This window comes from Amnibacterium soli (assembly GCF_039544415.1).
In the GTDB taxonomy this organism is placed as follows: Bacteria; Actinomycetota; Actinomycetes; order Actinomycetales; family Microbacteriaceae; genus Amnibacterium; species Amnibacterium soli.
On the sequence record NZ_BAABLP010000005.1, the window covers coordinates 84,337 to 101,341 of the forward strand.

General features: G+C 70.6%; 16 protein-coding genes. 3 read left to right on the top strand and 13 right to left on the bottom strand.

Annotation, left to right across the window (positions count from 1 at the left end):
- Nucleotides 1-249: 249 nt before the first annotated feature.
- Genes ABEA53_RS12660 through ABEA53_RS12685 form a run of 6 tightly spaced genes read right to left on the bottom strand, consistent with a single transcriptional unit; the run spans nucleotide 250 to nucleotide 6,651 of the window.
- Entirely contained in the window at nucleotides 250-1,155 is a 906-nt protein-coding gene (locus tag ABEA53_RS12660) for a glycoside hydrolase family 43 protein (RefSeq protein WP_345481583.1), read from the bottom strand.
- Nucleotides 1,145-2,446 (bottom strand): glycoside hydrolase family protein, encoded by a 1,302-nt coding sequence (locus ABEA53_RS12665; RefSeq protein ID WP_345481584.1) that lies wholly within the window; start codon nucleotides 2,444-2,446, stop codon nucleotides 1,145-1,147. Before ABEA53_RS12665 ends, ABEA53_RS12660 begins: the two co-directional genes overlap by 11 nt.
- A gap of 30 nt (nucleotides 2,447-2,476) precedes the next feature.
- Nucleotides 2,477-3,334, bottom strand: a complete 858-nt coding sequence (locus ABEA53_RS12670) for a carbohydrate ABC transporter permease (RefSeq protein WP_345481585.1) — start codon at nucleotides 3,332-3,334, stop codon at nucleotides 2,477-2,479.
- Nucleotides 3,324-4,274 (bottom strand): carbohydrate ABC transporter permease, encoded by a 951-nt coding sequence (locus tag ABEA53_RS12675; RefSeq protein ID WP_345481586.1) that lies wholly within the window; start codon nucleotides 4,272-4,274, stop codon nucleotides 3,324-3,326. Before ABEA53_RS12675 ends, ABEA53_RS12670 begins: the two co-directional genes overlap by 11 nt.
- On the bottom strand, nucleotides 4,274-5,539 hold the full coding sequence (locus tag ABEA53_RS12680) for an ABC transporter substrate-binding protein (RefSeq protein WP_345481588.1): 1,266 nt from the start codon (nucleotides 5,537-5,539) through the stop codon (nucleotides 4,274-4,276). The genes ABEA53_RS12675 and ABEA53_RS12680 overlap by 1 nt, the downstream gene beginning before the upstream one ends.
- A gap of 50 nt (nucleotides 5,540-5,589) precedes the next feature.
- Nucleotides 5,590-6,651: a LacI family DNA-binding transcriptional regulator gene (locus ABEA53_RS12685; RefSeq protein ID WP_345481589.1), complete on the bottom strand. Its 1,062-nt coding sequence runs from the start codon at nucleotides 6,649-6,651 to the stop codon at nucleotides 5,590-5,592.
- A 62-nt stretch (nucleotides 6,652-6,713) separates the two neighbouring features.
- On the opposite strand from ABEA53_RS12685, the gene ABEA53_RS12690 reads away from it, so the two are divergent.
- Nucleotides 6,714-7,115: a hypothetical protein gene (locus ABEA53_RS12690; RefSeq protein WP_345481590.1), complete on the top strand. Its 402-nt coding sequence runs from the start codon at nucleotides 6,714-6,716 to the stop codon at nucleotides 7,113-7,115.
- Between the two features lie 398 nt (nucleotides 7,116-7,513).
- Here ABEA53_RS12690 and ABEA53_RS12695 read toward each other — a convergent pair whose 3' ends face one another.
- The 6 genes from ABEA53_RS12695 to ABEA53_RS12720 form a co-directional block, all read right to left on the bottom strand.
- Entirely contained in the window at nucleotides 7,514-8,917 is a 1,404-nt protein-coding gene (locus ABEA53_RS12695) for an ABC transporter permease (RefSeq protein ID WP_345481591.1), read from the bottom strand.
- Nucleotides 8,918-8,928: 11 nt separating this feature from the next.
- Complete coding sequence (locus ABEA53_RS12700; protein WP_345481593.1) at nucleotides 8,929-9,675, bottom strand: ABC transporter ATP-binding protein; 747 nt, start codon at nucleotides 9,673-9,675, stop codon at nucleotides 8,929-8,931.
- A 148-nt stretch (nucleotides 9,676-9,823) separates the two neighbouring features.
- The gene (locus ABEA53_RS12705) at nucleotides 9,824-11,317 is read right to left on the bottom strand and encodes a hypothetical protein (protein ID WP_345481594.1); all 1,494 of its coding nucleotides are present in this window, start codon (nucleotides 11,315-11,317) and stop codon (nucleotides 9,824-9,826) included.
- Complete coding sequence (locus ABEA53_RS12710; protein WP_345481595.1) at nucleotides 11,304-12,128, bottom strand: polyprenol monophosphomannose synthase; 825 nt, start codon at nucleotides 12,126-12,128, stop codon at nucleotides 11,304-11,306. Before ABEA53_RS12710 ends, ABEA53_RS12705 begins: the two co-directional genes overlap by 14 nt.
- Nucleotides 12,125-12,643: a GtrA family protein gene (locus ABEA53_RS12715; protein ID WP_345481596.1), complete on the bottom strand. Its 519-nt coding sequence runs from the start codon at nucleotides 12,641-12,643 to the stop codon at nucleotides 12,125-12,127. The genes ABEA53_RS12710 and ABEA53_RS12715 overlap by 4 nt, the downstream gene beginning before the upstream one ends.
- A 95-nt stretch (nucleotides 12,644-12,738) precedes the next feature.
- The gene (locus tag ABEA53_RS12720; RefSeq protein WP_345481597.1) at nucleotides 12,739-14,391 is read right to left on the bottom strand and encodes an endonuclease/exonuclease/phosphatase family protein; all 1,653 of its coding nucleotides are present in this window, start codon (nucleotides 14,389-14,391) and stop codon (nucleotides 12,739-12,741) included.
- Between the two features lie 171 nt (nucleotides 14,392-14,562).
- On the opposite strand from ABEA53_RS12720, the gene ABEA53_RS12725 reads away from it, so the two are divergent.
- Both ABEA53_RS12725 and ABEA53_RS12730 read left to right on the top strand, forming a co-directional pair.
- Complete coding sequence (locus ABEA53_RS12725) at nucleotides 14,563-15,120, top strand: DUF2127 domain-containing protein (RefSeq protein ID WP_345481598.1); 558 nt, start codon at nucleotides 14,563-14,565, stop codon at nucleotides 15,118-15,120.
- Nucleotides 15,117-16,106, top strand: a complete 990-nt coding sequence (locus ABEA53_RS12730) for a sensor histidine kinase (RefSeq protein WP_345481599.1) — start codon at nucleotides 15,117-15,119, stop codon at nucleotides 16,104-16,106. Before ABEA53_RS12725 ends, ABEA53_RS12730 begins: the two co-directional genes overlap by 4 nt.
- A 58-nt stretch (nucleotides 16,107-16,164) precedes the next feature.
- Here ABEA53_RS12730 and ABEA53_RS12735 read toward each other — a convergent pair whose 3' ends face one another.
- The gene (locus ABEA53_RS12735) at nucleotides 16,165-16,983 is read right to left on the bottom strand and encodes a COG4705 family protein (protein ID WP_345481600.1); all 819 of its coding nucleotides are present in this window, start codon (nucleotides 16,981-16,983) and stop codon (nucleotides 16,165-16,167) included.
- Nucleotides 16,984-17,005 lie beyond the last annotated feature (22 nt).

The following is a 17,005-nucleotide window of genomic DNA, read 5'->3' on the forward strand; positions in this document are numbered from 1 at the left end:
CCGGAGACACGACAGGGGACGAGGACGGGTGCCCCTGGAGGGATTCGAGACCGAAATCCGCCCGCTCGAGCATGCGGAGACAGGGCGAGGACCCGGGAACACGCGGATCACGAGTCACTGGTGAGGGCCTCGATCACCCCGTTTCCGGGCAGCTGCAGTCAGCGTGCAGTCACGCTGCGATGCGGCGACCTCGACGCGAGCGCCGCGGCGCCGAGTCCGACGCGGACTCCTGCCTCCGCTCGGCGTGGGTCAGGCCATGACCGACGGCGTCGAGGCGTGCCAGTTCAGCGGCGCGATGTGCAGCTGACGCCGTGCGCCCGCTTCATCCCACGCGTGGTAGGCGATCACTGCTGTGCCGTCCTCCAGCACGAGGACCGAGTTGTGACCTGGTCCGCGCTGGCCGGTCAGCGCTCGACTCAGTACGAGGGGCAGGTCGGCGGACGCGTGCGTCCACGGACCGAGCGCCGAGGCGGCGGACGCGAAGGAGACGCCGTAGTCCGGACCTTCCCATGAGCCCCCGGAGTAGAAGAGCACGTACGAGTCGTCGCGGCGGACGACGGTGGGTCCCTCGAGCGTGTACCAGTCACCTCGGCGGCCGTACATCTCGCGGTCCGCCTCGTATCGCTGCCACAGCGCGTTGGGCGTGAGCACTGACACCGTCTCGGGCGCGAGCTCGGTCATGGACACCATCCGCCGCACTGCAAGGTGCGTACCCGGTCGCTCCGCGTCGAGCACGTCTCGAGCGAAGTACAGGTAGCGGGTGCCGTCGGCGTCGAGGAACGGTGAGGCATCGATCGCGAACGTCTCCTCCGGCGTGAGGTTCACGCCTTGGTCGACGAACGGACCGAGCGGGGAATCCGCCCGCGCGACGCGCACGTGGTGGCCCGCGATGCCGAAGCCCGCGGAGTAGTACATCCACCAGCCGCCATCCGCCTCCACCACCTCCGGCGCCCAGCAGTCGGACCCGACTGCTGGGTCGCCGATGAAGACGGTGCCGATCGAGTTCCAGCTGCGCAGGTCGGTGGAGACGAGCGCTTCGAAGGAGGCGCTGTCCCCGCGGAAGGGCTCGGGCGAGCCGTACGCGACGTAGCCGTCGGAGGTCCGAAGCAGGAAGGGGTCGGCGAAGTAGCCGTCGTACGCCGGGTCAGCCGACATGGTCGGCCTCCGCGACTCGCGCAGCGAGATCCCGGAAGACCGGAGCGGCGGCGGTCTGTACTCGGACGAGCCTGCCGTCCGGCTGCTCCTCGAGTGCCAGTAGGCCCATGCGGCGCAGGAAGGCGGTCTTCCCAGCGCTGACGTCGGCGAACACCTCGGCCTTCGCGGTCCGCTCCCCACCGGTCGGGTCGAGCAGGAACTCCTCGACGTTGCGGCCGCCGGAGGCATAGGACCAGTCGACGAAGTCGAGCAGCGGCCACCAGGTGTAGCCGCGGATGTCGAGGCCGCTGTTCCGCAGATCGAGTACTGCTCTCGCCGAGTCGGCCAGCCAGTCTGCGCGCACCGCCTCCGTGCCCTCGATGCTGGTCTCGGTCACGAGCATCGGCACCGCGTAGCGCTCCGCGAACCAGGCGAGCCGGTCACGGAGGCCGGCCGCCCAGTGGTTCACCGCGATCTGCTCGACCGAGCCGGCAACGGGGACGAGGTCCCGTGGCGTGAGGTCGGGGTAGTAGTTCACGCCCAGCAAGTCGATCGCGGGTACCTCGCGCAGGAAGCCGGCGAGCGCGACGGCGTCCGCCCCTTGCTCGAGCAGCCAGCCGTGCATCGGGTGGTCGGAGTCCACACGGCCGAGCAGCAGTTCGGTCGGCAGCGCTCCGATGGCCCGGAGCAGCTCGGCGTGCGCTTCGAGGTCGGGTTCGGTCGCGGTGTAGATCGCGGACGCCTCCACGTGCACGATCACGACGTCCGGATTCGCGACGCGAGCGGCCGCGATGCTGCGCCGGATGCCCTCGACGATGCTGAGCGCGACCGTCGTCCAGCCGGTCCAGCCGGACAACGCGGGCGGCCAGACCCCGCGCAGACCGCAGAAGGACGCGGTCGTGACCGGCTCGTTCAGCGGCGTCAGGTGCTCGACGAGGCCGCGATACCGTCCCGCGAAGGCGGCGGCGAACTCTGCGATCGCGGCGGGGTAGCCGGGATCCGCGAAAGAGCCCTCGAGCCAGGTCGGGGTGCCGTAGTGCACGAGGTCGGCGATGACCGTGAGCCCGAGGTCGCCCGCCGCATATCGGAGGCGCTCGTCGAGGACCGACCATTCGAACGTGCCTGGCGCGGTGTGCACGAGTGGCCAGTTCACGCCGTATCGGAGCGCGCTCGCGCCGAGTCCTCGAACGGAGTCGAGGTCCTCGCGCCACCGCAGGTTGTGCTCGGTGAGCTCGTGCTCGTCGAGCGGGGCCATGTCGAACCGCGCGGGCGGGTAGACGCAGGTGTCCTCGATGCCGAGGAGCCAGGTCATCGAGCCCGGAGGGAAGGCTTCGTTCATCGGCTACTTCAATCCGGTCGTCGCGACGCCCGCCACGAAGAATCGCTGCGCGAGGAAGAACGCGATCGCGAGGGGAAGGAGGGAGATCGTGGCGCCTGCGAGCAGCACCGCATGATCGGTCACGTGGGCACCGCCGAACAGGGTGAGGCCCGCCGGAAGCGTCCGCATCTCGGGCGTGCTCGTGACGATGAGCGGCCAGAGCAGGTCGTTCCAGAGCGCCATGAAGTTCAGCAGCGCGACGGTGGCGAGCGCGGGCTTCGACAGCGGCAGGATCACCTGGCGGTAGATCCGGAAGTGGCCGGCGCCGTCGATCCGCGCCGCCTCATCGAGCTCGATGGGGATGGACATGAACGACTGCCGCAGCAGGAAGATCCCGAACGCGCTCGTCGCCCGAGGGATGATCAGCCCTTGGTACGTGTTCAGCCAGCCGAGGTGGTACAGCTCGATGAAGACGGGGATCAGGGTGACCTGGAACGGCACCATCAGCGTCGCGATGACGATGATGAAGGCGATGTTGCGTCCACGGAATCGCATCCGGGCGAGCGCGTAGGCGCAGAGCGAGTCGAGCACCAGTGTCAGCAGCGTCGTGACGCCCGCGAAGATCACGGTGTTGAGCACGAGCCGGAGGAACGGCAGCTGCTCCCACACGCCGAGGTAGCCGTGCAGGCTCCAGGTCTGCGGGATCAGGCTCGCAGGGTTCTGGAACAGATCCCGCTCGGTGCGGAACGAGACCGACAGCATCCAGAGGAACGGCACGACGGCGACGAGCACGCCGACGCCGATGACGACCCATTTGACGGTGGCGCCCGCTCGGGCGGGGGCGGTGCTGCGCCGCGGCAGCCGGGAGGCGTCAATCGACATCGTCGTACCTGAATATCCGGAGCTGAATGAGGGAGATGAGCATGATCAGCGCGAACAGCACCCACGAGATCGCCGAGGCGTAGCCCGTCCGGTAGTTGACGAAGCCCTCGCGGAACACCTCGGTGACGAGGGTGTCGGTAGCGAACAGCGGGCCGCCTCCGGTCATGACGTAGACGAGGTCGAACAGCTGCAAGGACTGGATCGTGAGGATCAACGTCGCGAAGAGCAGCGTCGGGCGGATGCTCGGCAGCGTGATGTACCGAACGAGCTGCCAGTCGCCGGCGCCGTCGAGCCGGCCGGCCTCGAACCGCTCGGCCGGGACGCCCTTGAGACCACCGAGCAGGATGATCATGACGAACCCGAGGTTCTTCCAGATGTCGACGAAGATCACGGCGGGCAGCGCGAGCGACGTCGACTGCAGCCAGTCCACGGCGGGCGACCCGAGCGCTTGCGAGACACCGGCGACGAGGCCGAGCTGCGGGTCGAGCAAGAAGCGCCAGACGAGGCCGATGGAGGTGAGGGACACGATCGTCGGGAAGAAGAACGCCGAGCGGACGACCTTGGTCACCACGGAGTCGCGGAGCAGGCCGATCGCGAGCGCCAGTCCGAGCACGATCAGGACGCCGACCGAGACGACGGTCAGCTCGAGGGTGTTCACCAGCGCGTTCCAGAACTGCGGGTCCTTCGTCAGCGCCACGTAGTTGCCGAGGCCGACGAAGGGCTGCACGGCGGCGCCGATGGTCCAGTCGTGGAGGCTGTACCAGAACGACACGATGATCGGGTAGATCACGAAGACGCCGAGGATCGCGAGGCTCGGCGCCATGAACAGCCAGGCCGGCTGCCAGCGGATGCGGCGGCGCGGGCGCGGCCTCGCGGGGGCGGCCCGGGTGGCGGACGGCGCAGCGCCGCCCTCCACCCGGACCGGGGTTCCGACCGTCATCAGGACGAGCAGCCCGTGAGCGCGTCGATGGTCCTGCCTGCGGCGGACGTCTGCGCCGCGACGTCCTGCCCGCGAGTGATCTTCCCGATCAGTGGCACGTAGCCGTTCGCGTCCACCTGGGTCGCCTGCGGCACCTGGGGCAGGTAGAGACGAGCATCCGGCACCTGCTCCGTGAAGGTGGAGATGATCTCGTTCGCCTTCAGATCGGGGTCATCCGCGAGGTCCGTGCGGAGGGTCGGGAAGCCGGTCTGCAGGGAGAACTGCTTCTGAGCCGTCTTGCTGGTCCAGTACGCGAGGAACTCCTGCGCCTGCTGCGGGTACTTGGTCTTCGAGGAGATCGCGAGCGGCGCGGTCGAGCCGAGCGTCACGCTCTTTCCGTCGGTACCGGTCGGGACCGGGGCGAGACCGAGGTCGATGCCTGCCGACTTGTACCCGGGCGCGGCCCAGGGGCCGTTCAACTCCATCGCCGCCTTGCCGGCGGAGAACAGCGAATCGGCCTCCGCGCCGGTGAGGCCGACGGGGGAGATCTTGTCCTTCGCGACGAGATCGGCCCACGGCTTCAGGCTCGCCTGGCCCTGCGAGGTCTGCAGCACGCTGCAGCTCTTGGAATCGACGATGTCGCCACCCTGCAGCCACTGCAGGATCGGCCACATCTGAATCGTCTGGTTGTCCGCCAGCACGAGGCCGTACTGCTTCTTCGCCGGATCCGTCAGCTTCTTCGCGTCGGCCTGGAAGTCCGCGACCGTCTTCGGCGGGGAGGAGATGCCGGCGGCCGCGAAGAGCTTCTTGTTGTAGTAGAGGCTCAGCGTGGCGTAGTTCGCGGGAACCGCGTAGAGCTTGCCGCCGTAGGTGTACTCCTTGATCAGCGCGGGCGCGATCTTGTCGACGTTGATCCTGCTGTCGCCGCTCCCGGTCGCCGTGATCGGCAGGACCGAGTTCGTCTTCACGTACTGAGCGATCGCGTTCGGGTCGGAGCTCGGCGCGGCGATGTCCGGGCCGCTCCCGGTGAGCCAGGCGGAGGGCAGCTTCTGCGTGATCGTGTCCCAGGGCTGCACGGACATCGACACCTGGATGTTCTTGTGCGAGGCGTTGAAGTCCTTCACGATCTTGGCGTACCCGGGGCGGTCCCCGCCGGTGAAGCCGGTCCAGACCGTGAGCTCGACCGGGCCGCTGCTCGACGGCGAGCCGGACCCGCCCGAGCAGCCGGTGAGGGCGAGGAGCAGCGCGGCGGAACCGGCCGCCACGGCCGCGAGTGATTTCTTCATCAGGACTCTCCTTCGAGTGCTTGCTGTGGTGATGCGGTGGGGGAGGGAAGTCAGTCGCGCAGCAGGACCACGTCCTGCCGAGGGCACCCGCATGACTCGCGGCGCACGAGCGAGACCTCGAGGTCGTCCCGGGTGGGCGACCCTTGCGGGTGCTCGATGAGCGCGAACAGCCGCTCTGCGGCGATGCGCGCCAGTTCCTCCGCAGGCACGTGCACCGTCGTGATGCCCGGGTCGGTGGTGCGGGAGAGGCCGAAGTCGTCGAAGCCCACGATGGCCACGTCCTCCGGCGAGCGGAGGCCCTTCCTCCTCAAGGCCTGCAGCCCGCCGAACGCCATGTCATCGTTCGCGAAGACGATGCCGTCGTACCCGGCGTCGCCGAAGCTCGTGCCGTCGAGCGCAGCGGCGCCGGAGTCCTCGCTGAAGTCGCCCTCGACCACGGCGGCATCGATCTCCTGTCCGTGCGCACGGACGGCCTGGAGGAAGCCTTCGCGGCGGTCGACGGACGTCTGATGGTCGAGCGGACCGGTCACGTGCAGCAGCCGGCGCTTGCCGTGATCGACGATGAGGTGCTCCGTCACCATGCGGGACGCGCTGAGGTCGTCCCAGCCGACGCTGCTCGCGTCTGGCAGGTCTGGATAGTTGCCGAGCAGCACGACAGGCAGGCCGCTCGCGGCCAGACGCTCGATGTTGCGGTCGCCGATCGCGGCGCTCGTGACGAGAGCGCCGTCCGCGGTCCGGGATCGCATGACGCGCTCGTAGGCGGTGAGCCCGCTCGCTTCGCTCGCGCTGGTCGACACGAGCACCTGCGCATCCCGCTCGTTCGCTGCCGACGAGACGCCTGTCAGCACGTGCATGAAGTAGCTGTGGCCGAAGACGTGCTGTGTCGAATTGGGGACGATCAGCGCGATGGCGCCGGATCTCTGGCTGCGCAGGGCCTTCGCGGCGGAACTGGGCACGTACCCCAATTCCGCTGCCGCGGCCTTGACCCGCTCCGCCGTGGAGGCGCTGATGCGGGGACTTCCGGAGAGCGCCATCGACACGGCGGCAGGAGTGACACCGACCCGTTCGGCGACGTCTCGCAGCGTGACGTTGCGCGTCGCGCGACCGGCCATCGCTGCAGCTCCCTTGCTTTATCGTTTAAGCATTTAAACGATGAAGCAGACGGTAGCAGCAGGTGAGCAGCTCGGCAAGCGAGAGCGACCAGCCGGTCGCTGGCCACATCATCCTTGGAACGCCGAAGTCGCATGTCCCGCGCAGCGTCGCGTTCCCGCACTTCCTGGCCGAGAGCCTTCGAGTGGAATGCGCCACCACGCGTCCCGAGGACCTCGTCTTCGGCTCAGGGGTGGACCGTCCGGCGACGCCGACCCACACGGACGGCTGGTCCGCCGGAGCGCGGAAGCGGTGCGTGCACGCCGAGCGGACGTTCCCGGCGCGGCTGGCGCTGCACGACCTCCGGCACACCGCCGCGATGACCCTCGACACGTCCGCGGACCTGTTCGAGGACGATCCGCACGCCGTTGCAGACGCCCTGGATCACGCCGGAACGGCTGCAGTTGCAGTCAGAACGCAGACATGAGTCGCCACTGCGCCATCGGATGGGCCTCGCGTGCAGCCGAGAAGCCCGGCATCACGCGGATCTTCAGGCACGTCGCCGGAGTGCCCCTGGAGGGATTCGAAACCGAAGACCACCCGCGTGAGTGCGCGGCGAGAAGCGAAAATCCCCGGAAACATGCGGATCTGGGTTCACCGGTCGGCGCCTCGATCACGGGGTTCTCCGCCAGTTGCAGTCAAAATGCAGTCACGAGGCCCCACGGAGACTCAGATCAGTGGCCTCGCGGGGAGCGCGACCTCGACCACCGCGAAGCGCTGGCGCGGCCCCGCTGCTCGCTCCTCATCCAGCTTCGGCACCGGATGGATCGGGCGCGTGATCCGGCGGAGCCCTGGGCGGGCTGGGTCCGGCACGGAGGCCCGTGATCACTCGACGGCGAGTGCCACCACCGGCGAGACGGCGTTCGCACGCCGGGTTGGGGCGAGCGACGCGAGGACCGCGAGCGCTGCGCTGAGTCCGACGACCGACAGCACGAGGGGGAGCGGGATGGTCGGCAGGAAGTACCCGCCGATGTGGCGGTCGGACGACAGGGCGGTCAGCGCCGCCGCCCAGCCGTAGAGCACACCGAGCACGATGCCGCAGACACTGCCCGCGAGGGTGAGCTGCAGGCTCTCGAACAGCACCATCAGCCGCACCTGCCGGCGGTTCATCCCGACGGCCCGCAGCAGGCCGATCTCGCGCCGTCGCTGCAGCACGCTGAGGGACAGGCTGTTCACGAGGCCGACAGCCGCGATCGCGAGGGAGAAGCCGATCAGCACGCCGAGCACGCCGAGGACCAGGGTCACGAACGCCGCATCGCTCGCGGCTTCCTGCGGGCCCGCCGTGGCGGCGACCGCACCCGCTTGCGTGCCGAAGCACGCAGCGGCGACGGCGAACATCACCACCAGCGTGACCCCGATCACCAGGCTGATCGCGGAGCGGGCGCTGCGCTCGGGGTGCCGAATCGCGTTGCCGCGCGACAGCGCCGCCGGGACCGAGCGGCCGAACGACCGACCGACCAGGTGCAGCACTGGCGGCAGGAACGTGCCGGAGCCCAGCACGAAACCGAGGAAGCTCAACGCGCCGCCGGGCGCGGCGACGAACAGCCCGAACGGGCTGCGAGCACCGATCACGACGCCGGCGACGAGCAGGACCGCACCGACGGCCAGGCACCCGGAGACCAGCCACGGGCGGCGTCGGCGGCGCACCTCCTCCAGCGACGCCTCCTGCCCCACCCCGACCGCGTCCAGCGGAGTGACGGCGGACACCCGGCGGGAGCCGAACCAGGCGGCGCCCGCCGTGGACAGGACCGCGATGACCGTCGGCGCGACGAGCAGCGGGGTGGCGAGCGGAGAGGGCGCGGGCGCGAAGGTGTGCTGCGCCGTGAGCACGGCGACCAGCGCCGCGACGACCGCGAGACCGATCGAGGTGCCGAGGACGCCACCGGCGGCGCCCACGATCGCCCCTTCCAGGGTGACCCCGCGGCGCAGCGCACGGCCCTCCGCGCCGAGCAGCCGCAGCAGGGCGATCCTGCGGGACCGGGCGGCCATCACGATCCCGAAGGTGTTCGCGATCACGATGCAGGAGACGAAGATCGCGACGAACAGGAACACCGACCCCAGCACGTCGAGCAGCAGGCGCACGAAGCCGTGCGCGAGGAACCCGCCCGCTGCCGACTGACTGCCGAGGACGCGGTCGGCCTCGATCACGATGGTCGCGAAGATCGCACCGATCGTCGTCACGATCAGGGTCGCGACGTGCTGCGCCGGTGCGACGCGCAGCTCACGCACGGTGAGGCGGATCATCGGGCGCCCGCGAGTTCGAGCACCATGTCGGACAGCGTCGCGGCGTCGGTGCGGCCCACGTCATGGACCACGATGCCGTCGGAGATGAAGAGCACCCGGTCGGCGTGCGCGGCGGCGGCCGGGTCGTGCGTGACGAGGACGACCGCCTGGTCGTGCTCCCGGGTCGCGGACTCGAGCATCATCAGCACCTCCAGGCCCGTGCGGGAATCGAGGTTGCCGGTCGGCTCGTCGGCGAAGATCAGCCGCGGCCGGATCGCGAGCGCGCGGGCGATCGCCACCCGCTGCTGCTGCCCGCCCGACAGCTGGTGCGGGCGACGGCCGAGCAGCGGGGTGAGGCCCAGGTCACCTGCTCGTTCCAGGATCCACTCGCGGTGCTCACCGCTCGGCTTCGTACCGCCGAGCTCGAACGGCAGCAGCACGTTCTCCAGCACGGTCAGGGTCGGGACGAGGTTGAAGGCCTGGAAGACGAAGCCGATCTCGGTGCGCCGCAGGGCCGTGAGCCGACGGTCGTCCAACGCGGTGATGTCGACGTCGTCGTAGAGCACTGCGCCCGCGGACGGCCGGTCGAGCCCGGCCAGCAGGTGCATCAACGTCGACTTCCCGGAACCGCTCGGGCCCATGATCGCCGTGAGCCGCCGGCCCTCGATGTCGACCGACACGTCCCGCAGGGCGTGGACCTCCGAGTCGCCGCCTCCGAACACCTTGCTCAGTCCTCGTGCACGGACCACCGGCACTTCGAGCATCGCCCACCCCTTCGCGTTCGTCGCGCGGGCAGTCACGCGGTGCGTACTGGCCCGACGTCTCGACGGTCCCGTCGGACGGCGGAGAAAGCGGCAAGAAACCTCCGCGGACCTGACTCGGGGGTGGACGACCTCCGCGACCACGCTCGGTTCAGGACGCGGTCGCCGCGTGCACGACGAACCGCCCGCGCTTGAACAGCACGGCACCCGCGTCGATCCGGCGCTTGGACTGCGCGCTCAATCCCGTCGCGTGCCGGATCCGGATGGTGGCGTCGCCGGATTCCAGGAACCGCACGACGCCCGCCTGCCACGTGCCGTTCGACGCCCTCGACACCAGCACGCCGGCGCGGTCCCGCTCGAGGTAGGCGCGTGTATAGGTCCATCCCGTGACATCGGGCCACACCTGGCAGTGCGGGTCCCGCAGGTCGCGGCTGAGCACGTTCATCTCGACCAGGGCCCCGGGATCGTCCGCGGTGATGCAACCGGGGACGACCTTCGCGGCCTGGGTCAGTCCCGGGGGAGTCCGGTGCCCGTAGCGGCTGCGGTCGTTCGCCTCGTTCGCGAAGAGGACCCCGAGCAGGACGACGGCGACGAGCGCCACCTTCGCCGGCCTGGCCGCCAGGACACCGGCTAGGCGCCCGGCGGCGAGTCCGACGCACAACGCCAGGGGCGGCGCGGTGAGCGCGGTGTAGTGGGTGAACCAGGACGGTGCCGCGAGCAGCACCGCGACCGTCGCGACCGCGAGCACGCCGAACACCCGCGCGCCCGAGGTGACGAGAGCGGTCACGACAGCCGCGATCGCGAGCACGCCGACCACCGGCGCGATGACATCGACCGGCACTCCCACGGTCGCCCGCGCGCCGAGGAGGTCCTGCAGTCGCTGCACGGAGCCGGCGGTCCCCGGGGCGCCCCCTCGGCCGAGCTGGTCGAGGACCACCTGCTGCACCATCTGCTGCGGTGCCGCAGCGAGGAACGGCAGATAGATCGCACAGCCGCCGACCGCGAGGCCCACGAGGTAGCGCGACCAGAGGCGCCGCGCTGACACCAGCAGCACCACGGCTGGGACGACGTACCAGATCTTCGCTCCAGCGCCGAGGCCTGCGAGGAGGCCCGCAAGGACGGCGAGCCGAGGATGGGCGGGCGCGAGCTGCAGCAGCAGCAGCGCCGTCAGGACGGCGAAGGTGCCGAGCGGCTCCAGCAGCACGGAGCGCTCGGCGTAGACGGCGGGGTGGAACAGTGCGTACCCGACCCCGCCGACCGCGACCGCGGTCCAGCCGAAGCGGCGCAGGACCGCGCCGCACAGCACCGCGTTCACGCCGCCGAGCGCGATGTACGCCATCCGGCCGACCTCGAAGCCGAAGGCGTCGGACGTTGCGGCACCGAGCGCGGCGAACGGGGCCGTCACGACCGCGATGAGGGGCGGCTGGATGAAGAGGAAGTCGCGGTACGGGAGCCGCCCGTGCACGAGCGCGTCGGAGGCGGCGTAGTAGACGCCGTCGTCGTACGCGCCGAGCCCGCTGAGCCCGCCGCCGCGCACCATGATGGCCGCACGGACCGCGACGGCGATCAACCAGATCGCGGCGAGGACCGCTGCGAGTGCGACGTGCTGACGGTTCGGCCGGGCCACCTCATCACCGCCCTGCATCGGACGGCGAACCATCGTCGAGACGGGCGGCCAGGTCCGCGACCGGCAGCCCCACGTGGGCGGCGAGGACGCGTCCGGGACGGCCGACCAGTCGAGCGACCCCCCAGACGGTGACCATCCACATGGCCTCGAGCACGATGGAACGGCTCATCTTGGACACGCCGAGCTGCCGCTCCCGGAACTCGATCGGCACCTCAGCGATCCGGCCGCCGGCGGCGAGCACCCGGACCGTGAGGTCGACCTGGAAGCAGTACCCCCGGGAGACGACGGAGTCGAGCGCGAGGCGGCGGAGAGTGGAAGCGCGGTAGAGGCGGAACCCCGCGGTCACGTCGTGGACGTGCAGGCCGAGCGCGAGGCGCGCGTACGCGTTGCCGCCGCGACTCAGCAGCTCCCGCGACCTCGGCCAGTCGATCACGCGCCCGCCGCGGATCCATCGCGACCCGATGACGAGCGCGATGCTCGCATCCCGGGTGAGCGCGTCCTGCATCGCGGGCAGTGCGGAGGCCGGGTGGGATCCGTCGGCGTCGAACTCGCCGACGACGTCGTAGTCGCGCTCGAGGGCCCAGGCGAAACCGGCGAGGTACGCGCCGCCGAGCCCGTTCTTGGTCTGCCGGTGCAGCACGTGCACCCGAGGGTCGGCCGCGCTGATCTCCTCGGCGATGGCGCCGGTGCCGTCCGGGCTCGCGTCGTCGACGACCAGCAGGTGGGCGTCGGGCAGTGCGGTGAGGACGTTCCGGACGGCCGTGCGGATGTTCTCCCGCTCGTCGTACGTGGGGACGACGATCACCGTGCGAAGGCCGGCGCCGGTCATCGGAGGTGCTCCTCGGCCGTCGCACCCTGCGGCATCGCTTGACGAGCGGGGTGCCAGATCCACCAGCGGGAGAGGGTGAAGCGCACAGCGGTGCCGAGACCCAACCCGACGACGTTCTTTGCGGCGTTGTCCGCCGCGATCGAGTGCAGCCCGAGGACGTAGTGGCTGACGGCGAGGCACAGCAGGCTGATCCCCAGCCCGAGCAGCGCCACGGCGCCGTACTCGGCCATCTCCCGCAGCACGTCGGTTCGGCGTCGCTCCCCGAAGGTCCAGTACCTCGCGCCGACCCAGTTGAAGACGATCGCGACGCACGCGCTGATCGCTCCCGCGGTCAGCGGCTTGTCGCTGAGGGCTCCGAGCCGCAGCGCGTTGAACACGCCGATGTCGATCACCATGCCGCCGAGCCCGACGATCCCGAAGGACAGCGCCGTCCTCAGCAGGCCGCTGCACTGCAGCGACCGTCGCAGCCGTGCGCCGGGATGCGCGGCGCGCGCGAGCGTGCTCGAAGAGGACATGGACGGAGACCGTAGGAACGGGCGTTCAAGGAATCGCGAAGAAATCGGCCCGATGCGCTCCGATCCGCGCAGCAGCGCTGCAGGAGCAGCGGCGATCAGCGCACCGGGTCGCCGATCCCGACGACCGCGAGCTGCATGTTGTGGTCCGAGCCCTGATACCGGCTGTCGAACATCGTTCCCGATCTCGGTACGAGGTTGCGGTACGACCTCGGGTACGGCGAGTTCTTCAGCATCACGTAGTCGATCCGGCTCGTCGGGTACGGGTGCGGAGTGAGGACCGCCGGGTAGTCGGCGTCGATCCCGCCGCGCCCGTTCGTCTGGTTCGCGGTGCTGAAGTTCAGGTTCGTGCGGTCGGAGGTGGCGGCCGCGTCGATGTAGCCGTCGGCGAGCAGCCGGAGGCTGCCGGCGTCCGACTCACGGGCGCCGTTGCCGTTGAAGTCCCCGACGACGACGATCGGCAGCTTGGTGCCGTCCTTCTGCCGTGCCCGGGTGTCCATCGCTCGGGCGATCGCCGCCGCCTCGGCCGCCCGCAGGGCGCCGTGGTCGCCGGCGGGAAGGTGGATGGAGACGGCGTAGAAGCTGCGCGCCGATCCGGTGGAGGAGAGGGTCCGGAACCGCGCCCACATCCCGGCCTCGTTCGGTTGGCCGGAGGGCCAGGAACGACCGACCAGATCACGCGGCGAGACGAACCCCGACGCCTCCACCGCGAGCCTCGCGGGATTGTAGAACAGGTTCGAGTCGACGTAGGAGTCCGGGTGGGCGTACACCCACGCGTTGCCGTCGGTCCGGGCGTTGACGTACGGAACCTTCGCGGCCGCCAGCGCCGACTGCAGGGTCTGGTACTGCTCGACGCAGTCGAGCCGTCCGCGCGGGTTCAAGCAGGCCGGTTCGATCCGCGCCGTGGTGAGCTCCTGCAACCCGATCACGTCGGGGGTGTGCGCCTCGATGTTCGCAACGACCTTGGGCAGCCGGTTCGCCCAGCGGTTCTGCGGGGCGTCCTGCGCGCTGGCGGTCACGCTCTGCACGTTCCAGGTCGCGACGGACAGTCGGCTGCTGGCGCCGGGCGCACGGGCCATGCCCGCCAGCGACCAGGTGCCGGACGGCGTGAGCCGGTACCGGCCGGCGAGCGAGAAGTGGTAACCGTCCCTCCGGCTCGGATGCAACGAGTTGGTCATCGCGACCTTCACGAAGACGACGTTGCCGGTCCCGGCGCCCAGCACCTTCCGCAGGCGGGAAGGCACGGTGAGCACCGTCGAGCGCACCGCGGCGGGCAACCAGCCGGTGCTGAAGTGGTGGGCCTCGGTCATGCTGTCGGCGCCGGCGAGCACCTTCACGCTGCGCGCCTGACTGCCGCCCGTCCACGTCACGCGGATGCGATCCGGTCCTGCAGGCTTCGCGGACACCGAGGTGAGGGAGGTCGGCACGTACGGGACCGGTCTCGTCGCGCGACGCGCGCTCGCCGCAGGACGGCCGATCGCCGTGACCCGCACGGAGTAGGTGCGGCGGTTCGTCACCGTGGACAGGCGCACCGAGGTGCCGCGCGTGGCGACCGTGCGATTCGTCTTCGACCCGGCACCCCAGTGCACGGTGTACCCGGTCGCTCCCTGAACGGCGGTCCACGCGGCGCTGACCTGCCCGTCCCCGCCGACCACGGTGAGCGGGATGGAGGCCGAAGGTTGCGGTGCAGCGACGGCCGGTGTCCCGGACGCAGCCGCCGAGGCGGCGATCAGCAGGGCCCCCAGCAGCATCGTCGCAGGGCGACGGGCAGGATCGAGCCGGACCAGGCGCATGACGGTTCCCCCCAGAACGGACGCGTCTCGCCACAGTAGGTACCCGCCGTCCGCTCGGCACGACCCCAGTCCGCGCCGAAGCACCGCAAACTTGGCGGTTCCTGGGCGACATCGGCGCATCGTCGTGCGATGCCCACCCGTCGCACCCGGTTCGAGCGCGTCTACTCCCTGCTGATCCTCGCGAAGGGGGTCGACGGGCTCCTCGAGCTCGTCGGCGGGCTCGTGCTGCTGGTGGCACCCCGCATCACCGGCGCCCTGCTGGAGTCCGTGGCCGCCGAGCTCGCCGAGGGCACCTCCCCGCTCCGCGACGCCGCGGCACGCTCGATCGCGTCCGCGGGCGGCGGGGCGGTGACCGGTGCCGTGCCGCTCGCGGCGTTCCTGCTCGTGCACGCCGTGGTGAAGCTCGTCACCGTCGGGGCGCTGCTCCGGAGAGCGGTCCGGTGGTATCCCTGGGCGATCGCCGCGCTGACCGTCCTGCTGGGCGCGCAGGTCGTCGACCTCGTCGCCGCGCCCCGGATCGGCGGGGCGGTCCTCGGAATCCTCGACGTGGTCGTGATCCTCGTCGTCGGATGGGAGTACCGACGGCTGCGCGCAGAGACGAGCGCCGACGGGACCCCTGGAGCGCGACGCCCGACCGGCCGGGCCGGAGCGAGGATGCTCGATCTGCAGGGCGCGGAGCAGCGGTGACCGCACAGCGATCGAGCCGCCCCAGCGACCTCGCGCAGGTCGGGGCCGCTGCACTCAGGACCGCGTGGCAGGTCGCGGCCGTGTCCGCGGCGGTCATGATCGGCACCCTCGGCCTCGCCGCGCTCTTCGTCCTCGACCAGTCGAGGCCCACCGAGCTCCTCGAGCGCCCGGCGCCCGGCGAGACCAAGATCTACATCGGCGTGGACGAGGTGCTGCTCGCACTGGTCGTGCTCGGCCTGCTGTCGGTCGTGATCATCGGGGTGGCGAGCTGGGCGATCAGCCGTCGTGCGGTCGCCCCGCTGGGCACGGCGCTGCGCATGCAGCGCGATTTCGTCGCGAACGCCAGCCACGAGCTGCGCACGCCGCTGACGGTCCTCGACACGCGTCTGCAGCTGCTCGACCGCAGGTTGCAGCGCGACGAGCCGTACGCCGACGTGCTCGCCGCGGCCCATCGCGACACCCGCGTGATGACCGAGCTCGTCACGGACCTGCTGCTCGTCGCCGAGGCCGCCGCCAGCCAGGCGGCCGGCGTCGACGTCGGCACCGATCTGCGACCCACCGTGCTCGCGAGCGTGCAGGACCTCCAGCTCCCGGCCGCGGAGCGCAGCCTGCGGATCGCCGTGTCGATCGACATGGAGGCACGGGTCGGGCTGACGGAGATGAGCCTCCGTCGAGCGTTGGTGGTGCTGATCGACAACGCGGTGGCGCACTCCCCGGACGGCGGGGTCGTGGAGGTGACCGGCGGCGTGGAGCACGGCCGGGCGATCGTGCGGGTCGTCGATCACGGGCCGGGCATCCGCGGGATCGCGGTCGACCGGGTCTTCGACCGCTTCTCCCGCGGCCCCACCACCGTTCAGCGCCGAGGGTTCGGGATCCGGCTCTCCCTCGTCCGCGACCTCGCGACCCGGCACGGCGGTCGGGTGTCGATCGAGGCGACCTCCGACGCCGGCACCACCATGCGGCTGGAGCTGCCGGTCCTCCGCTGAGTCGGAGGGCAGCGGAGGTGGACCGCGCCACGGCGGCCCACCTCCGCTGTACCGGAGGTCAGGCGCCGACGAGCCCCTGCTCGGCGCGGTCCCGGCGGCCGGCGGAGCGCTGCTGCACCGTGAACACGAGCACGCCGCCGACGATGATCAGCAGGAACGCGTCGCTGACCGCGCCGGTGCCGAAGCCGAGGCCGCCGTCCGCCTTGCTCTGCGTGAACAGGTCGCCCAGTGACGCTCCGAGCGGGCGGGTGAGGACGTAGGCGATCCAGAAGGTGAGCACCTCGCTGGCCTTGAAGCCGAACCGTGCCACGGCGACCACGCCGATGGCACCGGCGAAGACCGCGGCGGACGGCAGGTAGCCGAGCCCCATGCCCTCCGCGAACCAGTCGCCGGCGGACGTGCCGAGCGCGAACGCGAACAGGATCGCGATCCAGTAGAACGCCTCCCGGCGCCGGGTGACGATCGTGTGGATCGACAGGGTGCGCTCGCTGCGGTACCAGGCGATGAACGCCGCCGCCAGGCCGACCGCGAAGATCAGCGTGGACACCGACAGCGGCACGCCCCAGCCGTCGACGAGGTTGTCGGAGAACAGCGTTCCCACGACGCTGATCACCACGACGTTGGTCCAGTAGATCGCAGGGATGTAGCGCCGGACCGCGAACTGCACGGCCAGGCCGACGGCCAGCGCGCCGGCCGCGACCAGGGTCGTTCCGGTCAGCCCGAATCCGAGCGTGTCGTTCAGGAAGTCGGCGCCCGTCTCGCCGACCGTGGTGGAGCAGATCTTCACGAGCCAGAACAGCAAGGTCACCTGCGGGACCTTGTTCAGCATCGTCGCGACCACCGGACGCGGGGAGGGAGCTTGGTTCGTCACAGTCATGCACCCACGCTGCAGCCCGGCG